Origin of the sequence: Bartonella sp. ML69XJBT (assembly GCF_028618515.1) — a bacterium.
Classification (GTDB): domain Bacteria; phylum Pseudomonadota; class Alphaproteobacteria; order Rhizobiales; family Rhizobiaceae; genus Bartonella.
The window spans coordinates 1-24,783 of the sequence record NZ_JAQITB010000013.1 but is presented as its reverse complement, the minus strand read 5'-3'; the positions used below and the strand labels follow the sequence as shown (position 1 = coordinate 24,783).

General features: G+C 37.5%; 19 protein-coding genes and 2 tRNA genes. 8 read left to right on the top strand and 13 right to left on the bottom strand.

What is annotated here, in order from left to right; translation table 11 throughout:
- Window positions 1–450: 450 nt before the first annotated feature.
- The 5 genes from PVV68_RS05615 to PVV68_RS05595 all read right to left on the bottom strand — a co-directional run bounded on the left by PVV68_RS05615 (window position 451) and on the right by PVV68_RS05595 (window position 4,785).
- Window positions 451–1,242, bottom strand: a complete 792-nt coding sequence (locus PVV68_RS05615) for a pyrroline-5-carboxylate reductase (RefSeq protein ID WP_273720952.1) — start codon at window positions 1,240–1,242, stop codon at window positions 451–453.
- A gap of 57 nt (window positions 1,243–1,299) precedes the next feature.
- On the bottom strand, window positions 1,300–1,545 hold the full coding sequence (locus PVV68_RS05610) for a hypothetical protein (RefSeq protein ID WP_273720951.1): 246 nt from the start codon (window positions 1,543–1,545) through the stop codon (window positions 1,300–1,302).
- Window positions 1,546–1,650: 105 nt separating this feature from the next.
- Window positions 1,651–2,019 (bottom strand): YraN family protein, encoded by a 369-nt coding sequence (locus PVV68_RS05605; protein WP_273720976.1) that lies wholly within the window; start codon window positions 2,017–2,019, stop codon window positions 1,651–1,653.
- A 16-nt stretch (window positions 2,020–2,035) separates the two neighbouring features.
- Complete coding sequence (gene rsmI, locus PVV68_RS05600) at window positions 2,036–2,923, bottom strand: 16S rRNA (cytidine(1402)-2'-O)-methyltransferase (protein ID WP_273720950.1); 888 nt, start codon at window positions 2,921–2,923, stop codon at window positions 2,036–2,038.
- A gap of 767 nt (window positions 2,924–3,690) precedes the next feature.
- Complete coding sequence (locus PVV68_RS05595; RefSeq protein ID WP_273720949.1) at window positions 3,691–4,785, bottom strand: Mrp/NBP35 family ATP-binding protein; 1,095 nt, start codon at window positions 4,783–4,785, stop codon at window positions 3,691–3,693.
- Between the two features lie 593 nt (window positions 4,786–5,378).
- On the opposite strand from PVV68_RS05595, the gene rpmH reads away from it, so the two are divergent.
- The 7 genes from rpmH (at window position 5,379) to PVV68_RS05560 (ending at window position 11,358) form a co-directional block, all read left to right on the top strand.
- Entirely contained in the window at window positions 5,379–5,513 is a 135-nt protein-coding gene (rpmH, locus tag PVV68_RS05590; protein ID WP_005864709.1) for a 50S ribosomal protein L34, read from the top strand.
- 119 nt (window positions 5,514–5,632) lie between these two features.
- Window positions 5,633–6,025, top strand: a complete 393-nt coding sequence (gene rnpA / locus PVV68_RS05585; RefSeq protein WP_273720948.1) for a ribonuclease P protein component — start codon at window positions 5,633–5,635, stop codon at window positions 6,023–6,025.
- Window positions 6,015–7,871, top strand: a complete 1,857-nt coding sequence (gene yidC, locus PVV68_RS05580) for a membrane protein insertase YidC (RefSeq protein WP_273720947.1) — start codon at window positions 6,015–6,017, stop codon at window positions 7,869–7,871. Before rnpA ends, yidC begins: the two co-directional genes overlap by 11 nt.
- A complete protein-coding gene (yihA, locus tag PVV68_RS05575) occupies window positions 7,868–8,515 on the top strand; it encodes a ribosome biogenesis GTP-binding protein YihA/YsxC (RefSeq protein ID WP_273720946.1) in 648 nt (215 codons plus the stop codon). The genes yidC and yihA overlap by 4 nt, the downstream gene beginning before the upstream one ends.
- A gap of 140 nt (window positions 8,516–8,655) precedes the next feature.
- Window positions 8,656–9,348 (top strand): glutathione S-transferase family protein, encoded by a 693-nt coding sequence (locus PVV68_RS05570; protein ID WP_273720945.1) that lies wholly within the window; start codon window positions 8,656–8,658, stop codon window positions 9,346–9,348.
- Between the two features lie 548 nt (window positions 9,349–9,896).
- The gene (gene dapB / locus PVV68_RS05565; protein WP_273720944.1) at window positions 9,897–10,709 is read left to right on the top strand and encodes a 4-hydroxy-tetrahydrodipicolinate reductase; all 813 of its coding nucleotides are present in this window, start codon (window positions 9,897–9,899) and stop codon (window positions 10,707–10,709) included.
- Between the two features lie 28 nt (window positions 10,710–10,737).
- Window positions 10,738–11,358 (top strand): 2,3-bisphosphoglycerate-dependent phosphoglycerate mutase, encoded by a 621-nt coding sequence (locus tag PVV68_RS05560; RefSeq protein WP_273720943.1) that lies wholly within the window; start codon window positions 10,738–10,740, stop codon window positions 11,356–11,358.
- 785 nt (window positions 11,359–12,143) lie between these two features.
- Here the strand turns inward: PVV68_RS05560 and PVV68_RS05555 are convergent.
- Window positions 12,144–12,234: transfer RNA gene (locus tag PVV68_RS05555), tRNA-Ser, on the bottom strand.
- 311 nt (window positions 12,235–12,545) lie between these two features.
- On the opposite strand from PVV68_RS05555, the gene PVV68_RS05550 reads away from it, so the two are divergent.
- Window positions 12,546–13,763, top strand: a complete 1,218-nt coding sequence (locus tag PVV68_RS05550; RefSeq protein WP_273720942.1) for a porin — start codon at window positions 12,546–12,548, stop codon at window positions 13,761–13,763.
- A 1,555-nt stretch (window positions 13,764–15,318) separates the two neighbouring features.
- Here the strand turns inward: PVV68_RS05550 and PVV68_RS10710 are convergent.
- The 7 genes from PVV68_RS10710 to PVV68_RS05515 all read right to left on the bottom strand — a co-directional run.
- Window positions 15,319–15,627 (bottom strand): hypothetical protein, encoded by a 309-nt coding sequence (locus PVV68_RS10710; protein ID WP_404978435.1) that lies wholly within the window; start codon window positions 15,625–15,627, stop codon window positions 15,319–15,321.
- 1,084 nt (window positions 15,628–16,711) lie between these two features.
- Window positions 16,712–16,796, bottom strand: a tRNA-Leu gene (locus PVV68_RS05540).
- Window positions 16,797–17,254: 458 nt separating this feature from the next.
- Complete coding sequence (locus tag PVV68_RS05535; RefSeq protein ID WP_273720941.1) at window positions 17,255–18,199, bottom strand: N-acetylmuramoyl-L-alanine amidase; 945 nt, start codon at window positions 18,197–18,199, stop codon at window positions 17,255–17,257.
- A gap of 906 nt (window positions 18,200–19,105) precedes the next feature.
- Complete coding sequence (locus tag PVV68_RS05530) at window positions 19,106–21,283, bottom strand: isocitrate/isopropylmalate family dehydrogenase (protein ID WP_273782719.1); 2,178 nt, start codon at window positions 21,281–21,283, stop codon at window positions 19,106–19,108.
- Entirely contained in the window at window positions 21,280–22,011 is a 732-nt protein-coding gene (locus PVV68_RS05525) for an alpha/beta hydrolase (RefSeq protein WP_273782717.1), read from the bottom strand. Before PVV68_RS05525 ends, PVV68_RS05530 begins: the two co-directional genes overlap by 4 nt.
- Window positions 22,012–22,304: 293 nt before the next feature.
- Entirely contained in the window at window positions 22,305–23,501 is a 1,197-nt protein-coding gene (locus PVV68_RS05520) for a multidrug effflux MFS transporter (RefSeq protein WP_273782716.1), read from the bottom strand.
- Window positions 23,502–24,279: 778 nt separating this feature from the next.
- Window positions 24,280–24,783, bottom strand: a 504-nt coding sequence (locus tag PVV68_RS05515; protein WP_273782715.1) for a DNA adenine methylase, incomplete at its 5' end; no start/stop codon positions are given.

Below are 24,783 nucleotides of genomic sequence, written 5' to 3'. Positions count from 1 at the left end.
CAATAAAAGCGCTTTCTCTTCCTCTTCCCTCAAACACCACACGCTCCTACAACACTGATTCATAGAGCTGTTTTAACAAACAATCCCAACAAAATTTCAAGCCCATCTCACAGTGCTCCCCATGAAAATAGAATACAAGCAAGCTGTATGATCTGTTACCAACTCAAAATATCACATTGGACCTTTGTGTTTGAGGGCATTTACAAGAAGCATATTTTTCTCCTTCGTAAAGGATTTTATCCACACATTCATCTCTCTTGTAAACGTATAAGAAAAGAAGTTTTTGTCTTCAGGATTGCTATGCAAGCTGCAAATGATAAACGACCTTCATAAAGTAATTGATGCCTGAAAAAAATCCTAAATATCAAGCTGCTTGTCCTTAAATACAGAGCTGATAATTCTATAAGCCTGTGTTCATGAAAAATAAAAAATAAATTTTAATCAAGCATTTTAATGCGTAAAGGGAGTATTTATTTTTTGCAAAGTGATCTCAAGAGCTGTGATTAAAGCATTTTTTCCTCCTTGGCGCGAAAAACAATTTGACAAAAGTTCATTTGTTCCCCCCTTTGTTGAAAACTCTTTCTCAAGCAGCGCAAAATCAAGAAATGTAAAACAATCCTGAGCCATAATTTTGCGCATTTCATCGGTCAAGTTTCCAAACATCATAGCAAGAAAATCTGCTGACTGCTGGTTCTTTAACCCCTGTGTCACAAACCATTGATGTGCTGTTTCTATAAAATTAAAATACACCCCCATCAGTGAACCAGCCGTCATGAAAAGATTAAATTGCTCTTCCGCATCCAAAACCAATGTGCCACCCAAGGCATCAAATAAACTTCGTAAAAATGAATGATCAGGATAAATTGGTGTCAAATTTTTACATTCTGCCACAAATGGTAGTGGAACAGCACGATAAACCTTATGATTTATCCATGCCTCAACATCTGCTGCTTTTGCCATGGCCAGCACAGAAACCACAAGCTGTTCGGGACGAAAACGAAGAGAACGCAAAACCTCTTCTGCAATTTGGTTGGGCAAACAAAGAAAAACACAATCACTAACATCCAACAATGCTTGATTGTTTTCAGCAATCATAACCTTATCATAAAGACATGAAAGGCGCTCTGCCATTTGTGCATTGCGAGGAGAAAGGATAACAGAAGAAACGTCAAAAGCACTCATCATTAAACCATCGACCATGGAAGCACTAATTTTACCTGTTCCAAGAAAGCCAATTTTCATTTCTATTCCTCACACGCATCATTTCAAATGAAAACTTAAAGCCAACGCTTTAACATTCTAACTCACATAAACACTAATTGAGGACGCAACACAAAGCATAGCAAGAATGATCAATACCAAATAGACTTTGGGCTTATCAAAAAGAACTGCAAAAGCAGAAAACCAACCAACAATAGCAGCCGCTAAAGCAAATAAAAAACCTGGCTTATTCATCAGCACAATATGGACTGCCATTAAACCACCTATAATCAGCGCCCCAAAAACAATCAACAAACCCGTTGCAAACTTTTCATAATCATCCATATTTTGCTCCTCATAGCACTCAAATATTATGCATTTTATTTAACGCATCTGTATATGAAAATGGAAGCTTTTTCACCTACCATGGTTCAAATAATATAGAAACTCTTATTTACCAGATGTAAAAAATGCTGGAATATGCTGCGGCCAACGCCACGGTAAAATTGCAATCAGATCAAAGCGTACACACAAAAGAGCGCGATCCTTTTGCCGTGCCAACCAAATATCGGCAGCTGCCTCAATGCGCCTTTCATTCACCCGAGAAACTGCAACCATTGCTTCAGCCAATGTTGGACGTGCTTTGACCTCAACAATGAGCACAAGATTTCCACGCCGTGCAATTAAGTCGATTTCACCACATTTTGTTTTAAAACGCATTTCAGCAATATGAAAGCCTTTTAGCCGCAACCACCAAGCCGCCCATTTTTCTGCGCGAACCCCTCGATAGAAAGACTTCTGCCTGCGCTCTTTTTGTATAGTTTTCCCCATTGTTCTACGTGTCTTTTAAAAAATTCAACCGCTGAAACAATTTTTGTTTTTTTAAGCCCGTTTTCTTTGCCACCAAAGCAGCCGCCTGAGCCGCAGAATGCACACCAGACAATTCTAACAACAGTGCATCAACTTCTTGATCATTCATCACTTGCAAAGAAGAAACTCCCTGCCCAACAAGCACAACAATTTCCCCACGAATATACGCCTGTTTGCTGTAATTTTCCAATAAATTTCCTAAATTAGAGACATCCACCGTTTCAAACTTTTTTGTTAATTCACGACAGATTGCCGCAGGGCGATCCGCCGAAAAAAGAGCAACCATATCCTGTAAAGTATTAACAAGACGATGGGGAGATTCATAAAAAACCAATGTTGCAGGAATGGCTTTTAATTGTTCCAAACGCTTTTGGCGTTGTGCCTTTCGTGCACTCAAAAAACCTGCAAAGAAAAAACTATCGGTGGGCAGACCCGTTGCAACAAGAGCAGCTAAAAGAGCTGATGCCCCAGGAATCGGAACAGTTTTATGTCCCACTTTGCGCGCTTCTTCCACCAATCGAAATCCCGGATCAGAAATCAGCGGTGTCCCAGCATCTGACACAAGAGCCACGCTTTTATTTTCTGCCAAAGCTTTCAGTAACTTCGGTCCTGCCTTTTGTGCATTATATTCATGATAAAGAATGGTTTTTTTCTCAATACCGTAACGTTCCAACAAAACACGTGTCACCCGTGTATCCTCACAGGCGAGAATATCAACTCCTGCAAGCACTTGCAAAGCACGAAGAGTGATATCGGTAAGATTTCCGATAGGCGTTGCCACAAGATAGAGTGCTGGTTCTATAACAGGCACAGAATAAACATGCCCACCTATAAAATATGCTTTTTCACCCATGCCCTTCTTTCATAATCAAATAATCCCCCTCCATCTGCTCTTATCGGAACCTTTCTTCGCTACCATCTATTTCGACCAATTTTTGCTATCGCCAAAGAACCAACCATTCCAATAAATGCTGAGCTACACCAAGATTTCTTTCTCCAATATTGATATTTTTATTGAATATTATAACGCATTTTGGTAACCATAATCATTCTCAATAAAATAGATCTCAATTCTCAAAACATCATATCAGCTCCAATATTTTTACGCAAAACGTCCATTTCAAGAAATCAAGAAAACAATTTCAGCCATTTCCACATCAAATGCCGACCTTCCTCTGTTAAGAATAAAATTTTCTAACTGACACCACCCGCTTTTTTTCGAGAGAACCTTATTCATCGCTATTAAAATATCCCCCAAGCAAATATGCCTCTCCCCCTAGCAGTAGTCCCCTCATCATTTTAGGATAAGTATGACCGTATCATAACATCTCATTTTGTAATATTCTCCATAGCTTTTGCAACAGCGTGATGAATACCCAGAAATTTTATATCGAAAAATACTTTTTATATCTGAACTAAAAATCTTTAACCAATTTCATTTCCTCCGTAAAAATCAACGGATAATTTTATAAAAATAAACATAATTAGCCATCCCGCAATCAGTTTTCTGCTTAACATCTGAACATCTGAAAGATCTTCAGATAACAATAGAATTGTTCATGATATTATAACTTCCGTACAAATAGCCCTTATGTTTTAAATTATTGTCTGTTAGTGAATTTAAGAAAATTTGTTTTTTATTTTCTCCACAATCACACGATAAAGCTTAGCATGCATATCATCGGGCTTAGCAACAAAGATTGGCACGCCATCATCTGAAGAAGATCTCAAAGCTGCATCAAGCGGCACTTCAGCTAAGAAAGGTACCCCTCGGTGCTTCGCCTCTGCCTGCGTACCACCATAACCAAAAATATCATAGCGTTTCCCTGTATCAGGAGCAATAAAATAACTCATATTCTCAATGAGCCCTAAAATAGGAACATTAACTTTTATGAACATTTCTATCGCTTTACGTGCATCAACCAAAGCCAGATCCTGAGGAGTAGAAACAATCAACGCACCCGTCAACTGCACTTGTTGAGCAAGTGTCAATTGTGCATCTCCTGTACCTGGTGGCATATCAACCACCAACACATCCAAAGTCCCCCATAAAACATCTCTGAGCAATTGCGTCACTGCCGCCATAACCATGGGACCACGCCATACCACCGGGTTTTCCTCCTCAACCAAAAAACCCATCGACATCAATTTAAGACCAAATTTCTCAAGAGGTTGAAGCTTTTTCCCATCAAAAAGTTGTGGTTTTTGGTTAACCAGCCCTGTCAAACGTGGCAAAGACGGACCATAGATATCCGCATCCATCAAACCGGTTTTAAAACCAGAATCTTGTAAAGCTAAAGCAATATTGATCGCCATTGTCGATTTGCCAACCCCTCCCTTTCCAGAAGCCACCGCAATCACATGCCGCACACCTTCTATTGGCATTTTTACAGGCAATCCACTCGTTCTGCGTTTTGATGCAGAAAAAACTGTAGCTTTCTGAATCTGAGAAGAGGACTTCGTTTTTTTTTCTGCCGTAAGTGTGACAACAACAGATTTAACCCCCTCCATAGTGCACACCACGTCTTCAGCAGCATGGCGCAACATTTCCCACTCTTGCACACGTCCATCTGGAACTGTAATAGAAAAAAATACTTTTCCATGAGCAACCAATATTTCTGAAAGAAGCCCCAGCGACACAATATTGCTTTCAGAATCCGGCACTTTGATTTTAGATAACGCGTTACGGATAGTCTCACTTGTAATAGGATTCACGCTCTTTCCTCTCTCTCATAAATGCCAAAAAACATAGTAATAAAGACCCAAAACACATCTCACTTCATCACTTGAAATTCTGCACTTTTTAAATAAGTACCTTGAAGATTATCTCCTTACAAAAGGCAAAACCAACTTCATAGAAAAATGTACACGCAAAATTTTAGATAAAATCCCAGTAAATCTGTTTTTCGTACAATCACATCAAGAACTTTACAAGCGCCTTTAAGAGCTCAAACGAAGCAAACTTTTTATAAAACAAACACACTCTACTACTATCATACAATAACAAATCGCGATTCTCTCTTACTCCTTTGACCAGTATTCACTTATGTAAAAGTACTGGAAATTAAGGTATTGTAAGCAATCATTATTTCCCTTAAATTTGAAACTATTATGAACAAAATACATATCCACCATAGAATTTTGATATTTTTTTAAGAGAGAAAAAATAATCTAAGATTGACTTTTTTTATGTTTTTCCTTATGGATAGGCTATCGTATGAGAGGATGAGACTATTCATCTAGAGCATAGTTGCCATAGAATATTGCCATAAAATTAAGAAGGGCCGCACTCCGCGGTATTGAAATAAATGAAACGTACTTATCAACCATCTAAACTTGTCCGGAAACGCCGCCATGGATTTCGTGCACGTATGGCAACAGCTGGTGGCCGTAAAGTGATCGCCGCAAGGCGTGCTCGTGGACGTAAGCGTCTATCCGCTTAACCATTTAAATTTTCACAATAATTGGATATTGTTCATCATCTTAACTGTTGTGAAATTTTCGTTATGAACCTCCGATGCCTGCAAAAGCAGGCATTTGGTAAAATTGCGAAACGTTTTTTATGAAGAAAAAACATCCATGCCGTCTTCGTAAGAGAGCAGATTTTTTAGCTGCCCGCACAGGCGAGAAACGACGTGGTCCTTTATTTTTGCTTGAAGTGAAATCCCATACACAAGCAGCAGAAACAAAAACGCCTCTTGTTGCGCGTGTAGGTTTCACAGTTACGCGCAAAAATGGTAATGCTGTTAAACGCAATCGTATTAAAAGACGTTTGCGTGAAGCTGTAAGAATTGGTTTAACAAATAACATGGAAGCAGGAACAGACTATGTCATTATTGCGCGCCCTGATGCGCTTCATGCGCCTTTTACATCTTTGATCCGTGAATTAAATCGACGAATAAAACCAAAAACACAACATCAGCAACGACAACAGGGATATACGAATGGAATATAACCGGAATTTCTTTATCGCCATTGGATTGTCTTTCATAGTGCTTATCGCATGGCAATTTCTTTATGTTATTCCCAAACAGGCTGAGTTACAAAAACAACAAATAATTGCCCAGCAGTTGTCAAAACAACAATCAGTGCTTTCTACGCCTACTAAAAATTTTTCTGATCCTGCATCAACGCATCAATCTTCCCCCACGATTGGTCAGCCCCCCATGATTGATCAGCCAATGACTTCTGAATTGCGCAATGATGTGTTAGCTAAAACAAACCGTATTGCTATTAAAACCAGCGAACTTGAAGGCTCCATTAATCTTGTTGGTGCACAATTTGATGATCTCCTTCTCAAAAAATATCGCCTAACGGTCGATAAAAAATCACCAGAAATTGCTTTACTAAATCCCAAAGGATTCACAAAGACCTACCTTGCTGAATTTGGTTTTACCAGTTCATCTTTGCCAGCAGGAGCCTTACCACAATCCGATACACAATGGCAAATAGAGGGCAACAATACGACCCTAACCCCTTCAACACCTGTTACTTTAATTTATAATAATGGACAGGGACAAATCTTCCGCCGTATGATTTCTATTGACGATCATTACATGTTTACCATTGTGGATTCTATCAGCAATGAAGGGGATAAACCAATATATCTCTCGTCCTATGCGCGTGTTGCACGCGCAGCGCCACCAGAACATACAAATGCAACCTATTTGCTTCATGAAGGTATGATAGCTATTGCAGGTGATACACTTAAAACTGAGAAATACAAAGCCTTAACTGAGCTTGATCCAAATCCTCATAATGGTCAAAAAAGTATATCTTTCTCTAAAGTAACAGGAGGTTGGATCGGTATTACCGATAAATATTGGGCTGTAGCAGTTATTCCACCACAAGATAAAGAATATACAAGCCGCTTTATTTATTTTGATCGCTTGCAAACACATTATCAATCTGACTTGCTAGGGTCCCTTTTAACGATTGCCCCCAATGAAACAAAAACCATTACAAATCATCTTTTTGCTGGTGCGAAACAAGTTGAAATTATTAATCATTACCAGAATGATTTAAAAATTAGAAAATTTGCGCTCTTAATCGATTGGGGTTGGTTTGATTTCATTACCAAACCGATGTTTTCTCTCATTGACATTCTTTATAAACAAACAGGCAATTTTGGCATCGCCATTCTTCTTGTCACAGTGCTGTTAAAAACGCTTCTCTTCCCACTGGCAAATAAGTCTTACAAATCTATGGCACGCATGAAGCTTATACAACCTTTGCTATTGGAAATAAAAGAAAAGTACCCAGATGATAAAACCAAACAGCAACAAGCAATAATAGAGCTGTATAAAACTGAGAAAATTAATCCTCTTGCTGGCTGTTGGCCGATGTTGGTTCAATTTCCAATCTTCTTTGCGCTCTATAAAGTTCTATATATTACCATCGAAATGCGGCATGCACCTTTCTTTGGCTGGATTAAAGATTTAGCAGCGCCCGATCCAACTTCTATTTTTAATCTGTTTGGCTTCTTGCCCTACACGACTCCAAGCTTTCTTATGATTGGTGCATGGCCTTTGATTATGGGAATAACAATGTTTTTACAAATGCGTATGAATCCATCCCCTCAAGATCAAACACAAGCAATAATCTTTGCATGGATGCCGGTTATCTTTACTTTTATGCTCGCCTCCTTCCCCGTTGGTCTTGTTATCTATTGGGCATGGAATAATATATTGTCAATAATTCAACAAGGTATCATGATGAAACGCCAAGGAGTCAAAATTGAGCTTTTCGATAATCTTAAAGCTATGTGGAGGAAATCACCCAAAAAAGAAGTGCGTGAATGACAAGAGATTCTTGCCTTTCTGGAATTTTTTCTCGCAATTGGATTTTTATTCGTGGTGTGCCAAAAATAAGCTTTCTTCCTCCCGAAGGACCACCGGAGATCGCCTTTGCAGGGCGTTCCAATGTCGGAAAATCGTCTTTAATCAACGCACTTGTCCAACAAAAAAGCTTAGCCCGCACCTCAAATACACCAGGACGTACACAAGAACTCAATTACTTTGTACCCGATGGTTTCAGTGGACAAGGAGAGGACCTCCCTCCTCTAGCACTGGTAGATATGCCAGGATATGGTTTTGCTGAAGCGCCTAAAAATTTGGTTGATGCATGGACAAATTTAATCTTTCGCTATTTACAGGGACGTACAACACTAAAACGTGTTTATCTGTTGATTGATTCACGCCATGGCATCAAAAAGAATGATGCAGATGTTCTAGATCTCCTTGATAAAGCCGCTGTTTCTTATCAAATTGTTTTCACGAAAAGTGACAAAATAAAATCAAGCGACCTTGAAAAACTAATAATAACCACAAAAACAAAGCTGCTCAAACGCCCAGCAGCTTACCCTGAACTTCTTGTAACATCTTCAGAAAAAGCATTTGGTTTGGAGGAATTACGTGCAGCTATTTTACAAACCATAACAGTATAGAAAATATTGCTGTTTTTTAAGAATTTATTAAACATAATTGCGGGCTTCTACTAATAATCTTGTACTTCTAGTAAAGCAGCTTTATAAAAATTCTTATTACTTGAAAGAATTCTCATCAACTCTATCTGATATTGTAGATTATGCTGACACTTTTTCATTCTCCTCTTTCTTCTGCCTCCCGCTTTATACGCCTTATTCTTGGAGAATATGGTGTAACCACGCAACTCATTGAAGAACATGAATGGGCCAGAAGACATGAATTTCTCGCACTCAATCCAGCAGGTCATGTGCCCGTTCTTCTTGATGAACATGAAGTTCCATTATCAGGCGCCATTGTTATCTATGAATATTTAGATGAAACGCATGGTAGTTTACGACAAGAGAATAAATTCTTTCCAGAAAATCCTTTAGGTCGTGCCGAAGTCCGTCGTCTCAATGACTGGTTTTTAAATAAATTTGAAACCGAAGCCACACGCCATATTGTACGAGAAAGGATCTATAAACGTGAAATGCCACTAGCCATTGGCGGTGGTGCTCCCAATTCTCAAATTTTACGCAATGCACGTGCCAATATTGCACCCCATATGAACTATCTCAATTGGCTCTGTGCATCTCGCGACTGGTTAGTCGGCTCTGAATTATCCTATGCAGATCTCGCAGCAGCAGCTGCTGTTTCTGTCCTTGATTTTCTAGGAGAAATTGACTGGGAACCAGTTCCTGCAGCCAAAGACTGGTATATGCGGATTAAATCGCGACCTTCTTTTCGCTCTCTTTTAACAGACCGCATTCGAGGAATTGTAGCAAGTCCTCATTATACGGACCTTGATTTCTAAGCACTTTTTCCAGCAAGTGAAAACAATATTCTACTTCAAAGATCATAGAGCTCTACATCAATAAAACCTTACCATTTTATAGAGTCTATAATGATAAATTGATACATAAAGATGATTATTGTTAATAACTTACATGAGAGCTCAAAATCAAAATATTCTCTCATTTGAGCTCTATTTGCTAATGGATAAAAAGGGGGGCTTGCACACCATAAATGAGAAAAACCTATGAATAAAATCATTTAAAAGAAGAGTTTAAGTTCCCATATTTAAAGACAAGAGCCGTAGTATCCGGAAAGCACACAAATAAAATAACAATATCGACACATGTCTTTTGCCAAAGATATTGTAAAATAAACGATTGCTTAACATCCACATGATTCACTCTATAATAAAAGCAAAAATATTTTTTATCATGCGTCTCTCTCAACAAACAATCTTTTTATAAAGCTCAAGAAGCGTAATTTCTCCTTAGGAGGAAAAAGAACCATTGGAAAGAGGAGAAGAATTTGCCTATACTACAAGAAGTAAAGTGTCGTAAGGAGAAAAAGATGCGCCTTACAGTTGTTGGTGCCAATGGAAGAATGGGACGCGAACTCATCACCGCTATCCAGAAGAGAAAAGATGTAGAGCTTTGTGCGGTGCTTGTGCGCACAGGATCACCTTTCGTCAATAAAGATGCGAGTATATTGATTGGTTCCGATGTTCTTGGTATTTACATCACCGATGATCTTGAAAGTGCCTTTTCTAATACGGAAGGTATTTTAGATTTTTCTCAGCCGCAGGCTAGTGTTCTTTATGCCAACTATGCAGCTCAAAAAGGACTTGTGCATATTATCGGGACAACCGGATTTAACAAAACAGAAGAAGGACAAATTGCAGATTTTGCAAAAGATACAACTATTGTCAAATCTGGAAATATGAGTCTTGGCGTCAATCTGTTAGCAAACCTTGTAAAAAAAGCAGCCAAAGCATTAGAAGCGGATGATTTTGATATTGAAATTTATGAGATGCATCACGCTAACAAAGTTGATGCTCCTTCTGGAACAGCTCTTCTTCTTGGGCAAGCAGCCGCCGAAGGTCGCAATGTTATGCTCAAAAATGTAAGTGTTAGCGGACGCAGTGGTCATACCGGTAAACGTGAAAAAGGCACTATCGGCTTTTCTTGTTCGCGAGGTGGAACTGTTGTTGGCGACCATAGTGTCATTTTCGCTGGTGCAAATGAGCGTATTGTTCTTTCACATGCAGCACAAGAACGCTCTATTTTTGCTAATGGTGCCTTAAAAGCAGCTTTATGGGCAAAGAACCACAAAAATGGTCTTTATTCAATGCTGGATGTTTTAGGATTGAATGATGAATTATAAACAGTCAATATAATGCAGGAAATTTATAATGGGACGCACACTTGTACTCATCCGTCATGGACAAAGTGAATGGAATCTCAAAAATCTTTTTACCGGTTGGAAAGACCCCGATTTAACAGAAAAAGGCTGTACAGAAGCAATAACAGCAGGAAAAAAACTTAAAGACGCTGGTTTAAAATTTGATATTGCTTATACATCTGCCCTACAGCGTGCACAAAAAACAGCACGCTACATCTTAGAGCAAATGGGACAAGAAAATTTAGAACTGATAAAAAACCCCGCATTAAATGAACGTAATTATGGTGAACTCTCTGGTTTAAATAAAGATAAAGTACGCCAACAATGGGGAGAAGAACAAGTACAAATATGGCGTCGCTCCTATACGATTGCCCCCCCAAACGGAGAAAGCCTACGCGATACGAGTGCACGCGTTTTGCTCTATTACCTCTACCATATCCAACCTCATATTTTGCGTTCTCAAACTGTTTTGGTGGCAGCACACGGTAATTCTCTTCGTGCTCTAATAATGGCACTTGAAGGTTTAAGCAGTGAAGAAATCATCTCTCAAGAACTAGCAACTGGCATTCCTATCGTTTATACATTAAATCCTGACTCAACAATCGCCTCAAAGACAATCATCACTCCTTAGCTTCCTAAAATCTTAGTGATCACAAGGAATTCAACCCAATCATTTTAAGCTGAGATATAAATTCTTGGACTTTTTCCTTACCCTAAAAGACAAAAACTCTTATCCCCTGTTAACCTGTCATTAGATTGGTTTTTCTTGGTAATTTCCATTGCCAAGCACTTATATGATTGATTTCACAGTCCCTACGCATAAGTTCTGCCCTAAACATTTTTTCAATTTTATCTCTTCCACATTTGATAAGTACAAAAGAAAACAAAAAGAGACATCAACAACATTATACCTTTATAAGAGACAATATATTATTGTTCATGAGAATGAGAAACCCGAAGCTCCCAAGTTTATCTTATTCCAAACCTGTTCCATGTTGAATCAATCAAACTCATTCGCTTTTACGTTGCAAGTAAGATTGGCGTGTAGATAAAACATTCAAAAAAGGAGTAAAAATGCCTCTCATGAACTGTCTTAAGGCAAGAACTGTGGCAACATTTTGAGCTAGCAAAGAGTATGATGGTGCCGATAAGCATAAAGAACAAAGTGCTCAAGAATTGCGTGAAGAAAAGGAGCGTAACAGTTTCTTTACTCCCATAATCATGAAATGCAAATAGATTACGGTTCTGTGCTCGGTGTGCAAGCAACGCTCACAAATGATTGAAAAACAGAGAACACACGTTACGCCTTGGGGAAAATATAGATACAATGGTTCAGAAGAGAAAGAAAAATAATTTAAAAGAATCAAAGGAACAAAATTTCCAAAGCTTTTTATAACTTATTAATTTCATTGAAAATGGCGGAGAGGAAGAGATTCGAACTCTCGAGAGCCTTTTGAGCCCTACTCCCTTAGCAGGGGAGCGCCTTCGACCACTCGGCCACCTCTCCAAGGAAGTGCATAAATGGTATCAACCGAAAGTTCAAGACATTTTCGATTTTTTTCAAAAATATCTAAAGTTTTTCTTTTTATTGATGATATCGGATAAAAAATTACCAAAATGCATATGTGCCTTTTTTGCCACATTGTCTTGAATAGTACATCAATACCCTTCAAAAAGTTAATTTCATATTTGTATATTGAAAAAAGATTAGTATAGCTAAGAATTATAAGTATCGCGTATTTTACTCTGTCTTTAATATAAGACGAGAAAATAATATTCCCTAACGAAGATTGAACTACCTTTCATTGGAGATTCATTATGAATATTAAGTCCCTCTTTTTAAGCTCTACAGCAGCTTTTTTAGCGATTTCTGGAGCGCATGCCGCTTCAACAGTCGTTGCAGAACCAGAGCCTGTAGAATATGTTCGCGTTTGTGATGCATATGGTAAAGGCTATTTTTATATCCCTGGAACAGAGACCTGTATGCGTTTGTCAGGAAATGTTCGCGCTGATTTTCTAGGCGGTGATAATATTGATGCCACAACAAATGCTGAACTAGCTGCCAAAAGAAAAACCTATAGCGCAACATCACAATTAACCCTTGTTTTTCAGACTGCTTCTGAAACAGAAATGGGAACACTTCGTTCATATGCACGCATCTCTTCAAACTGGAGCAACGGTAGAAACAAGGATGGTGCTAAGCTTGCTGCAGCTTACATTGAACTTGGTGGTTTTCGCGTAGGTCTTGATGATACAATTTTCAACAGCTGGACCGGTGGTTATGGAAATGTCATAAATGATGACAGCATAGCACCAGCGGGTGTAACACGTACGAATTTTATTTCTTACACCTTTAGTGGTGACAGTGGCTTTTCTGCGATTATCGGAGCTGAATTAGGCAACGCTTCATTCGCTTATCCAGATGATACAACGAATCCAATTTACTACTACATCGATAAAGATGACAAAGTTGCTCCCGTTTCTGGTGATTATCTTCCACCAAGCAAAGGAATAAAAAATTACACCCCTAATCTGGTTTTTGGTGTGAAGTTTATGCAAAAATGGGGTGGTTTTTCAGCTGTTGCTGCTTATGATTCTTACTATAAAAAGTGGGCAGGTAAGGTACGCGTAGATTTCAATGTCAATGATCGTTTCAATTTATGGGCAATGGCTGGCTATAAAAACAGCGTTGATTACTATTTAGTGGATGAAAATAATACGCTATCGCGACAAAATACAACGGTCTACGCAAACTGGGGAGGAAAATGGGCTGCTTGGGCTGGTGCGACTTACAAACTCACTCCAAAAGCAAATTTAAATGCTCAAGTTTCTTATAGCGCTGTAAAAACCTTTGCAACTTCTGTCAATATTGCCTACACGCTCGTTCCAGGCTTTGTGATTACACCTGAACTTACTTATGTCTCTTGGAATGATGATCGTACTTTAAAAGGCATAAATAACGATACAAAATATACCCATGCTTTGAATGGCAAAAATGCTTTCCAAGGTATGCTCCGCTTACAGCGTTCATTCTAATCCTATTGGACTACGCTTTAAAAAAACTGGCAATGTATATTGCCAGTTTTTATTTTTTTAACGAGCAATAATAATCACCACACTCTTTCATGATATTTTTACCACTATTTCTCAAAAAAGCTATTTTCTACTATAAAAATACTCCAAACAAATAAATTATAAAGTGCAATAAGGGCCGCCAAAAATCTTGCACATCTCACTCGAATGATCTTCTCCCTGCCCTTTTAGGATAAATTCTTCCCTCTCATCAGTTGTCATAAGATCGTGATTTTTCAGAAGATTCTTCACTCGCTTTGTATTTCATGAACGGAATGACATCTGCTTACGTAAAGCAGAACACCATAATATCATCAATTTACGTACTTGTTTAAAAAAACATTTCTCAAGGTGCTCAGGCTTATTTTCTAGTGCCATTCATGAATGGTATAGCGATAAAGCCACTATGCACAACTGTCTTTGCATTTATGAAGAAGAAAGCCCGCTTCATTATGTTATTTGCTAACCTCCAATGTCGCGATATCTCTTGGCATTTGAGATGATTCATAAGCGGCATTGTTATTCTTTTCTGAAAGGTCTTTTATCCATATGCTCATCTCATTTGTGAGGAGCGGACGAGTGTTTTAGATGATTCAATATAAACAGATTTGAATGAAGATAATCTTACGCTATGAGAGTCTCTATCTAAAATAATGAATTATAAATCAATATAGTGTGCATATTAAAAGATATCATTTGGGGAAGGCATGATATAATTTTCTGCTTGTAGCGCTTTGCGGGAGTGTATCACATCTCATGACGACTAAACCACACATGAAAAAGGTGACGGTCGGTAATATAAGATAATAAGACGGTGACATTTTTGCAGAAAGAAAAGAGATAATGCTTAATACTGCAATTGAAAATATTCGTCCACAAAAAGATACTGTGCCAATAACACCGGAAATGTGCTGAGTTTGTTTTGGGTTAAGCTCTGAAAAAATAGACTCTTTGCGCCGATTGGCACGGTGCAAATAAAACCATGGATTAATGAAAATGCAATAATTGCTATAGCGATTTGATTGCCATGAACTAAAATAAAGTACTACGCATATCAGGGCAGAGAAGAATGAAAAATATTTCACAGAATTTCTGTATTTGTTATCTAATACATGATATTTAGACATCAGTAGATTTGAAAAATATTGTGCTGAAAAAGCTGCTACATAGCAGAACATCAGTGTGAGCATCTGAGTGCTGGTAAGATGATCGATTTTGCTCGTTGAAAGTATTATTGGTTGCCAAAAATGATAAATAATTTGAATGCCAGCACTGAAAAGGCACATGAGGAACATAAACCATGCCCCTCCAATGGTATTTTAGAAGATCCACAGCGTTTCTTTGGCATGGTGGAAGATTGTTATTGTTTTGTATTTTTCAGGCGCTGATTTTGTTTTTTCAGGAACAAGAAGGAATATTAAACAGATAATGCTCATCATGAGGTATGAGATAATATATTCCCATAAAATATTGCCCAGAGTAGTATAATGTTCCAATTCCTATCATACCGCTGAGAATGCTACCGAACGAATTGATTTGATGATAGAGATGGGCATAATGGCGAAAAGCGATCTTTTTTGTTGCCCAGTGAGTAGAAAATCCATCCATCAATGGCACTTGCAATGAGGCAAATTCCTGCGGAATAGAGGATTTGTGCAATAATAAGGATTGTTATATTAGGGGCTTTAAGGCAGAGCAGATAAAATGTGCCTGTCATGATGCCCCACGCCATAACAGAATATTTACGTCGATATTTGTCTAAGAGAACAGCATAGGGAAAATCAAGAAGGAGAATGTTTAGGGAAAAGGCAACTTGAAGTAGAGCCAATTACGCCAAACTCACGCCCATAGACATTAAAAAATCGCATGGTAGACACCAATCAGCATTCGTACGGCATTATAGGATCCATAGGTGAAAGCAAGGATACGTGGTCTGTTCATTGTTGTTTTCATTCACTATACTGTGAAGAGTAGCAAATTCTCTCAGTTTTTGCTGTCGTTAATAAAAAAATGTTTTTAGCAGATAGCAGAAATCATATTATTATTACGGGAGAACAAGGGCGTTTCCCCCATATATTGCTATTTCATTGATACCCCCCTTATTTATCAAATCCATTTTTTTAAAACCGATACCAAAAAAAGAGCTATTCTTATTATTTTAAAACTCTATAGTCCCTGTTTTTTCTTTTTAATTTTTACTATCTTTCATTGGTACGTTAGAAAAAGTATTAATTTTAAATAATACAAATTTAACTATATTTATTTTATAAAATAAATACAGTTTTTCTTTAAAATGTTTAATTATACATTTATTATTGTATATAATTATAATATATTTTTTATTTTAATATTATTTCAATTTTATGCATAAAAATATTTATACCATCATTTTGCTATTTTCTAACATTTGCGTTTTAATCGCTTTTCATATTAGCATAATGCTTTACTTTGTTTAAGTTATGCGTATTTTCTATTCAATATCATTATCTTTTGCAATCGAGCATAGCTATATTTTATTGCCTTAAAAAATAAGGAGTGGAAGCAAAAAAAATTTTGTCATGAAGTTTCATTTACATGGTTGGTAAATTTAAGGTGTTATAGGGCATCTTATTGCAAGATAAAGTTTGAATAGCAGTTTTTTATTGCTTGTCTTTGCAAAAATGTTGGAGGCTTATTTGTGTTAACCTTTCGGGATTGTGATGTGGTAAGGAGAAAATTTAGAAAGTTTTATTTTTGGATAGTGCAAAGAACTTGGATGTTTAAAGGGGCTGAAAATATATAAAGAAAAAGGTGCAATCTAAAACAGATTATAAAAATCACTTGGAAAATCCTATTTTCTCACTTTTATTCGGATATCCGTCAAGTTTAAAAAAATACGTAAAATCAACTAGTTATATCACAGCAAAAGAGAATGGTGCCCAAAAGAGGACTCGAACCTCCACGCCTTGCGGCACAGGTACCTGAAACCTGCGCGTCTACCAATTCCGCCATCTGGGCTATAAAACTCGTCTAAGCTTGTGAGGCAGCTCTGTCAATAAAATTTTCTACCGTAAAGATTGTTTTTCACTATAAGGGAAAGTACGTCCATACATATTCACGGACTTATTTTAACGAGAGATCTCTCAACTCTCCAAAGCTCATTTCACGATAGCGTTTGTGAATAATAGTATAATGGTAAATCATGAAGCATCACCATATTTATACCACGCTGTGCACGGCATTTAATTTTACGTATCTTGCTTCACGTAGAATATGATAAAGAAACACAACTTCAAAGCTTACCCCTGCAAGGGTGAGAGTTTTTTCTACTCATTTTCGAAAACAGCCTTTACATACCATATTGTTCTCACCTCATAAATGTCTTTTTTTCACACAACTCTAATTGGCAAAAAGCAGCAAAGAACTTCATAACCATCTATTATCGTAATTTTATACTGATATGAAAATGTATTGAATCAATTCGACGGAAAATATTTATCTACCAACGCATAGACAATCGCAGCTGTTTCAATATCCAGAATTCCATCATAATTTTTCTGATGAAAATGAAGCTGAAATGCTCGGATCAAATTCTTATATCCCATTTCACTACATGCAACCGAAATATCATATCCATAACATTTTAGTTTAGCCAAAACATCTGTTTTAAGCGGCAAACTCTTATAGAACTTCTTCTGATAGTAATCTTTTCTTTCCTCATCATACCAAGCCCCTATACCAGCCAAATGAAGCTCCTTCCATGGGAAAGCAGCTCCTGGATCACACTTTCGTCCAATAGCAATATCACTGTGTCCAACAACATCGGTTGGCATGATATCTGGATATCTTTGAAGAATATTGAATGCAAGCTCCTTAACTGCATCAATTTGCTTTGGATTATAAGGAGGAAAGACAACGCGCTCGTAATTATCAATCTCTAAATTCACTGTCTCAAGCTGCAAAGCTGTCCCACCCATACCACTGCCCCCAGCCCGCAAACCAACATCAACCTGCAACTTACATTCATCTTTATTAACCGGATTTAAAACACGCACATCCTTTAAAGGCGCTTCAACATAGGTTTGCTCTGAAGAATCAGAATGGTCATTCGCCAAATTCACTATTTCAATTCCAATGGATGTATCATTTAAATTACTACGTCCAGCCCATGAACTCACCCCCGCATGCCATGCACGTTCGTTTTCATCAACCAGATTAAAAATACGCATATCCTTAAATCCTGCCTCAATATAGCTCTTCTCTGTTGGATCAGGAACAAGATAATGAGCACTCACATCTTCCCCTGTAAGAGCCATTACTGACTCTTTAAAATCAAGTGAAGTATAATGCATGACAAGAAAACGAACGCGACGATTAAAGCTCTTGATAGAACGATAACTGTTGTAATCAATCTGATACATAGAAATCCTTCCTTTTTATTTCATCCACGAATAGCATCGCGTGTTAGAACAGAAATACCGAAAAGCAGCGTTATGGTGACTTTTTGTAAGATATCCCACTACCTAGCTTAAAATTTGCCTCACGAGAAAACATCAAAGCTCTTGCTCCCTAATGAACCCGCACTTCCAAATCCTTTATACACAATGAACGATGCAACCCTCAAAACATTCTCAAGCCATTATATCAGATATCGACTCTCTAAAATGTCTGAAAACCACTCATCAATGAACACTTGGAAAATACACCGCACACGCAACACTGTGCTTCATCACCACCTGATAATGCAAAAATATTATGAAATTTTTGTGTCAATTTACAGGCAGCCACATGAACAACGCCACTTTTTGATGAACTCCTCTTTGCTTGCACATTTTTCAATAAAATTGAGAAAATTTTTCTGTATAGTGATAAATAATCAAGCGATCGCCTTTGTGATAAAGAAATCTTTCCTATAGTTTTCAATATATCTTTATCTCTCAAATAACACGCGCCAAAAAGCTTTTCCTAAACCAAATACAAATACTCTGGAAAAATAATGAAATTTCATCATGCCATAAAAATCCCAATGCACCTATACACAGGATCTTACCCAAAAATGATATAAATATTTGTGATGAAAAAGAGATTTGTGGATTTTACCCTCAGCAATTTTCTGCACAAAATCTGAGCGATTATAGGAAAATTTTTCTGTAAAAACGTTTAAAAGAAAATATTTCTCAAGTCTTTAATACCATTTAGCCACCATCTGCTATCAAAGAAAACTGTTTGCCAAAACAAATATTTTTAAAGTATCAAAATAATACTGTCTTAACCCCATACAACAGCAAAATGATTTGGAAATTATTGTGCTCCGTCTCTACAAAGTATTATTTGCTTTTCTCCCTTTGCAAATATCTTTTTAAAACCAACCAAGCTGCATATTCCTGTAAGACAGCTCCTAAAAGTGGTCGTGTATAAGGAAAAGAAACATGATCATCACCATAGTTTTTTATCCGTACAGTCATTGTAGCATATCCAAGGCTTTCTTTTTGATTTTCTAATATCTCCAAAGGAGGTGATAAGCTAACCTCAACCTCTAGCTGCGGAACATTTTTTGCACTTTTTTCTATCGGCTGAAAATACTTTAAAAGGTGAAGATCATTTGCTAACCAACGAACTTCTGCGTGCATGGCTAATTGTTTGTAAGCCGTGGTAATTTCTGCCCCAACCAAATATGGGCGAAAATGATTTTCAAATTCTTCAATCAAATGCTCCGCCAAAGGCGTTGATGACTGACCAACCAATTGTACAAGAACATAAGGACTTTTCCATAAAAAATGCCGTTCAAATGGTTCATTTTCAAAATGATCATCAACCCAATGCGCAAGAGTACTTTCGTCAATTCCAATCAAAGTCCATGCATATTGCGCACGCGATACAGGAGAATATTTCGTCTCATCATGTTGTAAATAATCTTCTAAAAGGGCAAGAGCTTGTGTAGGTGGACCAGGCAACACCACAAGACAACTTCCATCACAAGAAAGGTAAAAACCAGGAGCTGTACCCGTAGGATTATCAAGCACTTTTGCCGTCTGCGGAAACAATGCTTGACGCGCATTATGACTATCCGGTATAATTCCTAACCGCTCCAACTGAGCTTTTATTGTCTGCCAAACATCTTCATGATGAATCAAAGGCTGTCTCACAGCTTTAGCCACCGCATCACGTGTTTTATCGTCAGATGTTGGTCCTAGTCCCCCACTGATAATGATGAGATCTTCTTGCCCCAAACAAGCAACCACAGTTTCGCATATTTGCTGTAATTGATCAGCGCAAACAAAATGGCGTGTTACTTGAATGTTCCTCTTTTCCAAGCTTTGACTCAAATCCTGCAAATTCGTATTCAAATATTGCCCTGAAAGGAGTTCATCACCAACCGTAATAACTGCCGCTCGACAAACAGAAACAGGATTTTCAAGAGAATTGAGAACAGCGTGTACCATTTGACGGGTAGAGGCTTCCCCTCCTAAATCATAGGTCACAATTTTTCCAGAACGAATAACCTGATCAATACTCTCAGACAATTGCCATGCTGCATCCTGAAAGCCCAAATAATCCAAAAGTAAAGCAGTAGCATAGAGCATAGCAGAAGGATTTGCTCTGTTCTGTCCAGCAATATGCGGTGCACTACCATGAGCAGGTTTAAAACAGGCAATATCGCTTCCCACACTTGCACTAGGTGAAAGTTCTAGTCCACCCATTACTCCAGCGGAACAATTAGAAAGAATATCACCAAACATACTTTCAGCAACAATCACGCCAAAACGCTCTGGCTTTGTTGCTATCCATAAAGCAACCGTATTCACATCGTGAATCTCTGCTTCTATTTCCGGATAATTTTGCGCGATTTTCTCAAAAATTTCTTGAGCAAATTGACCACTTTTCCCCATAATATTTGGCTTATCAGCAAAAGTAACCCGCTTAAACCCATGTGCTCGTGCATAAGAAAAAGCATATTCAAGCACCCGCTCTAAACCAAAGCGTGTTTGTAAATGCACCACCCACGCTGCCTCTTCAGGACCATATTTTTCCAAATTTTGGTGTTTCAACCATGCAGCTTTTTCAGGAGTTATTCCGCGAAAATTGAGTCCTGCATAAAGACCTTCGCTATTATCGCTGATAACACAAAAATGAAAAGGCTTTTTCGTCCCCACAATGTATCTAATCGGTCGTATATTTGCGAAGAGATCGAACTTTTTGCGCAACGAAACAAGAGGAGAAACATCAGAAAGTTTATTTGCTTTTAAAGGTTCTACAAACTCTTTTAAAGCAGCTTCTTTTTCTTCACAGTCCATAGTCCCAAGTAAAAGTGCATCACTTTCAGAAACTTTTTGCCAAGTTTCTTGAGGAACAAAATCTCCACCCTGTTTGTGCCATTGCCAACCAATATCGCCATAAGTGAATTCGATTGGCAATTTGAATTGCCCTAAAACCATCAGTGCTGCATCACAAATCTCTGGTCCTACCCCGTCACCAGGCAATACAAGAACTTTCTTTTTCTTCATAATCCATTCATCCATTCATCAATAATTGTATTGGTCATAACAGGATTATCATCCCATAGACGCGTACCAGCATCAGGAATGACCTTATATTCATGATGAATACAATGACTTCTCGTCTGATTATCTATGGTTGCAAGTTTAGACTTTTCACCAACCAAAGCCAAAAACTTCCCAGTATATTTGACAATCTCATTTCTAGCATCCAGCTCTAGCAAGAACTGAAATCCTCTCGTCATACGCTCAATTGCCATGTTTCTCTGTGCATCAGGGATCTCACGTAAAACTCTTTTTTTCAAAACTCCACAAGGATGCATCAAAATATTGAGTGCTTCTAACGCTCCAGACAAATCTTGATTTTTTAAAAAATCAAGAATACATCCAAGTCGCCGTTGTAAAAGCTCATCTGGATAACCTGGTGCATTTACAGCAAGCACAGCGCGAACATTTGGCAGTCTTGCAGCCAATATTTGAACTAACATTCCAGCCATAGAAAAACCCACAAGCACTGAAGGCTCTGTAAAATGGTTTTCAAGTTTCTCGGTAATAAAAGGCAAAATGTCTATAGAAAAATTCTTACAAACAGGAGAGTTACTCGGAAAAAGAGAGAGGGTATCAAGGAGAGTCATTTGGCATCCTTTTGCCAAACATAGCTTTGTAAATGATGAACAAAAAACACCATGATCCCAAATTGGCATCACAGGTGAGAGAATAACAACACGAAAGCTCATTGATTTATTCCCCGCTATTTCCCACAGCCGTTATTTCAAAAGATATGTAGCAAAAATTTTCCTCACTGCAGACAACATGAAAACAAAGACATATCCAAACTCTATCATGCATCCCCCCCAAAAAAAACAATCACTCAGCATAACAATTATAGTAAAATGAAACAAAACTACGATAAATTTTAAGCACGCTCAATGCAATCACCTTCATGAAAACTTACTGTCAGCCACAACAATTTCTATTCCAGTAAAACAACACATAACATTGCCCCATGATGCTTTTTTTCTGATCTCACTCAATCCATTTCCGAATGCATAAAATCATGCGCTTTGCAGATATAAATTATAAATCCCAGCAGACAGCAGGCAGCCAATAAAACTGCCATAGTCTGTGGATTGTGCCCAGATATCTTTCCAATAACCGCAGCACTTAACGCAGCACTGCCTAATTGTAAAGCTCCCATCACACCAGAAGCAGCTCCAACAGCCTGCGGATGTGAAGAAATGGCCAATGCTGTCCCTAGCGGCAATAAAAAACCATTCGCAAAAGTAAGAACAGCGATAGCAACAAAACTCGTTACCAATGGCCATGGGCTTACATACATTTGCAAAGCAAACAGCCCCCCTCCTATCGCAAAAATAATATACCCACGCCAGACAGTTTTTTCCATAGACTCGCGTTTAAAAAACCATCGCGCTGTAAAATTTCCCAAAATATAGGGTAATGACACACCAATATAGCTATAACCAATATAGATTGGAGGCAATCCCAAAGTCGTGAGCAAAAAAGGCGATTCCACAATATAAGCAAAATAGGCCGCATAAGAAAAACACGGAATAAGTGCATAGAAAACAAATTGTTTATTTCTAAGAACCCCTAAACATCCCTTCATAAATCCCATAAGAGAAAAACGGTGACGTTTTTGAACAGGCAAGGTCTCAGTGAGCACAAAATAACAAAGCAAAATAGTCAAAAATATAAAAACACTTAAAAAGATAAAAGTAGCTTGCCAATGAAAAGCTTGTAACAATATCCCTCCCACTAAAGGGGCGAGTGCTGGCGACATACCAATAAAGGGAAAAACAATTAAGTAAAGTTTGCCTGCTGCTTTTTTTTCCAATAAATCATTGATAATCGCACGGCTTAAAACAATGCCGGCACAAGCTCCAAGACCTTGTAAAAAACGCAAAGCAAGAAAAGCGTGAATATTAACCGTATAAATTACACTTATCGTGGTAAACAACCATAGAAACAAACCAAAGAGAAGTGTTTTTTTACGCCCAAAATTATCACTCAATGGTCCATAAATGAGCTGTCCAAGTGCCAAAGCAAACAAAAAAATCGCCACCGCACTCTGAATCCGCGATTCAGTAACTTGGTAATATTGGCGCATTTCTCCAAGTGCCGGAAGAAAAATATCTGTAGAAATCAAACCTCCGGTCGACAAACACACAATAAGTATAAGAAATGGTAATGTATATTTACGATTCATAAATAAAATCACAATTTTAAAGTTAGAGATTAATTAATATTTAATTGAAAATAAAAATATAATGATATCTTTTTCTTATATAGATAAATAATAATGATTAAAAGTGTTATTATCTTACCTTATGAACTTAAATTTCTATTATTTTTTTTATAAATAAAATTCTATTCTCTATGCTTCACATACAAAAATTGAATCCATGAAGCATCTTTCCTTTACACACACTTTGCCACAATCCTCCGCTGCTTTTTCCATTGATAGCATAAGAAAAAGCAAAACCCCTCTTCACAGTAGAAATCACACTTTTTATACATGATCCATCAAAGTTGATCAATAAAATGCAAAGCAGAAAAACAACCTCTGACGCCTCCACCCCAAAATCGCTATGGTATAAACAGAGCAACAATTTAAAGTCCCTATCAACATAAATCATTATTGTAAAGAGTTTAACTCTATCAGCTCATAGAGTATAATAAGACTTCTGCAAAACACCTAAAACTCAATATATTACACTTATTTCATAAAACTTTCTACTTAAGATAAAAAAATCAAAAAACTGTATAACTTATTGACAAATATGATATAGTTAAAAATTATTTAATTTACCTATAAGAGCTGTAAATGTGCATAATAAAAATAAAATCTATTCCGTTATTTATACCTCTACATGTGAGTGATAAACCTTCTTTTTTATCTATGTAACTTACTGTAATTATATATCTTTTTTAAAGGTGAGGGTTGTTAGAATAAAAACGAGGGAATAGGATTCTCAATGTAGCTCTCAATTATTGTGAATCAGCACTTCTTTTCGAGGTGTTTTTTTTGCCATACCACATACCCAGAGGGTCTCTACTTCTAAAAAGTCAAAATCTTTAAAGATCTCTTTTACAGCATCACAATCATTCAGACTCAAGATAAATTTGCCTTCGACACCTTTGAGAATTTTTGCCATGCTCTCAAAATAATTTTCATCAAAGTTTCCAGAACTGTAATACTTTTTCTTCAGAAAATATGGTGGGTCTAAATAAAACAAACTATCGGGTGCATCAAATATCTCCACAACCCGCTCCCACGATAAGTTTAAGATAGTTGTATCTAGAAGCTTCTGTCTGACACGCCTCATCCTTGATAAAAGCTTCTCGGGATTAAAACTAACCGTTCTCTTTTTGCCAAAGCTAAATGATGCGTAATCTTTTTTCCCATACATCACACAACGTTGGAGAAACAAAAAGCGTGCAGCTCTTTCAACTTTAGAGAGGCTCTCTGGGGCAATAGATGCAAGTTC

Coding starts and splice junctions, on each gene's coding strand:
- PVV68_RS05570 (WP_273720945.1), top strand. CDS start 8,656: ATGCTGACACTTTTTCATTCTCCTCTTTCTTCTGCCTCCCGCTTTATA.
- PVV68_RS05525 (WP_273782717.1), bottom strand. CDS start 22,011: ATGAGCTTTCGTGTTGTTATTCTCTCACCTGTGATGCCAATTTGGGAT.
- PVV68_RS05550 (WP_273720942.1), top strand. CDS start 12,546: ATGAATATTAAGTCCCTCTTTTTAAGCTCTACAGCAGCTTTTTTAGCG.
- yidC (WP_273720947.1), top strand. CDS start 6,015: ATGGAATATAACCGGAATTTCTTTATCGCCATTGGATTGTCTTTCATA.
- PVV68_RS05615 (WP_273720952.1), bottom strand. CDS start 1,242: ATGAAAATTGGCTTTCTTGGAACAGGTAAAATTAGTGCTTCCATGGTC.
- PVV68_RS05610 (WP_273720951.1), bottom strand. CDS start 1,545: ATGGATGATTATGAAAAGTTTGCAACGGGTTTGTTGATTGTTTTTGGG.
- dapB (WP_273720944.1), top strand. CDS start 9,897: ATGCGCCTTACAGTTGTTGGTGCCAATGGAAGAATGGGACGCGAACTC.
- PVV68_RS05535 (WP_273720941.1), bottom strand. CDS start 18,199: ATGTATCAGATTGATTACAACAGTTATCGTTCTATCAAGAGCTTTAAT.
- rpmH (WP_005864709.1), top strand. CDS start 5,379: ATGAAACGTACTTATCAACCATCTAAACTTGTCCGGAAACGCCGCCAT.
- PVV68_RS05560 (WP_273720943.1), top strand. CDS start 10,738: ATGGGACGCACACTTGTACTCATCCGTCATGGACAAAGTGAATGGAAT.
- PVV68_RS05530 (WP_273782719.1), bottom strand. CDS start 21,283: ATGAAGAAAAAGAAAGTTCTTGTATTGCCTGGTGACGGGGTAGGACCA.
- yihA (WP_273720946.1), top strand. CDS start 7,868: ATGACAAGAGATTCTTGCCTTTCTGGAATTTTTTCTCGCAATTGGATT.
- rnpA (WP_273720948.1), top strand. CDS start 5,633: ATGAAGAAAAAACATCCATGCCGTCTTCGTAAGAGAGCAGATTTTTTA.
- PVV68_RS05520 (WP_273782716.1), bottom strand. CDS start 23,501: ATGAATCGTAAATATACATTACCATTTCTTATACTTATTGTGTGTTTG.
- rsmI (WP_273720950.1), bottom strand. CDS start 2,923: ATGGGTGAAAAAGCATATTTTATAGGTGGGCATGTTTATTCTGTGCCT.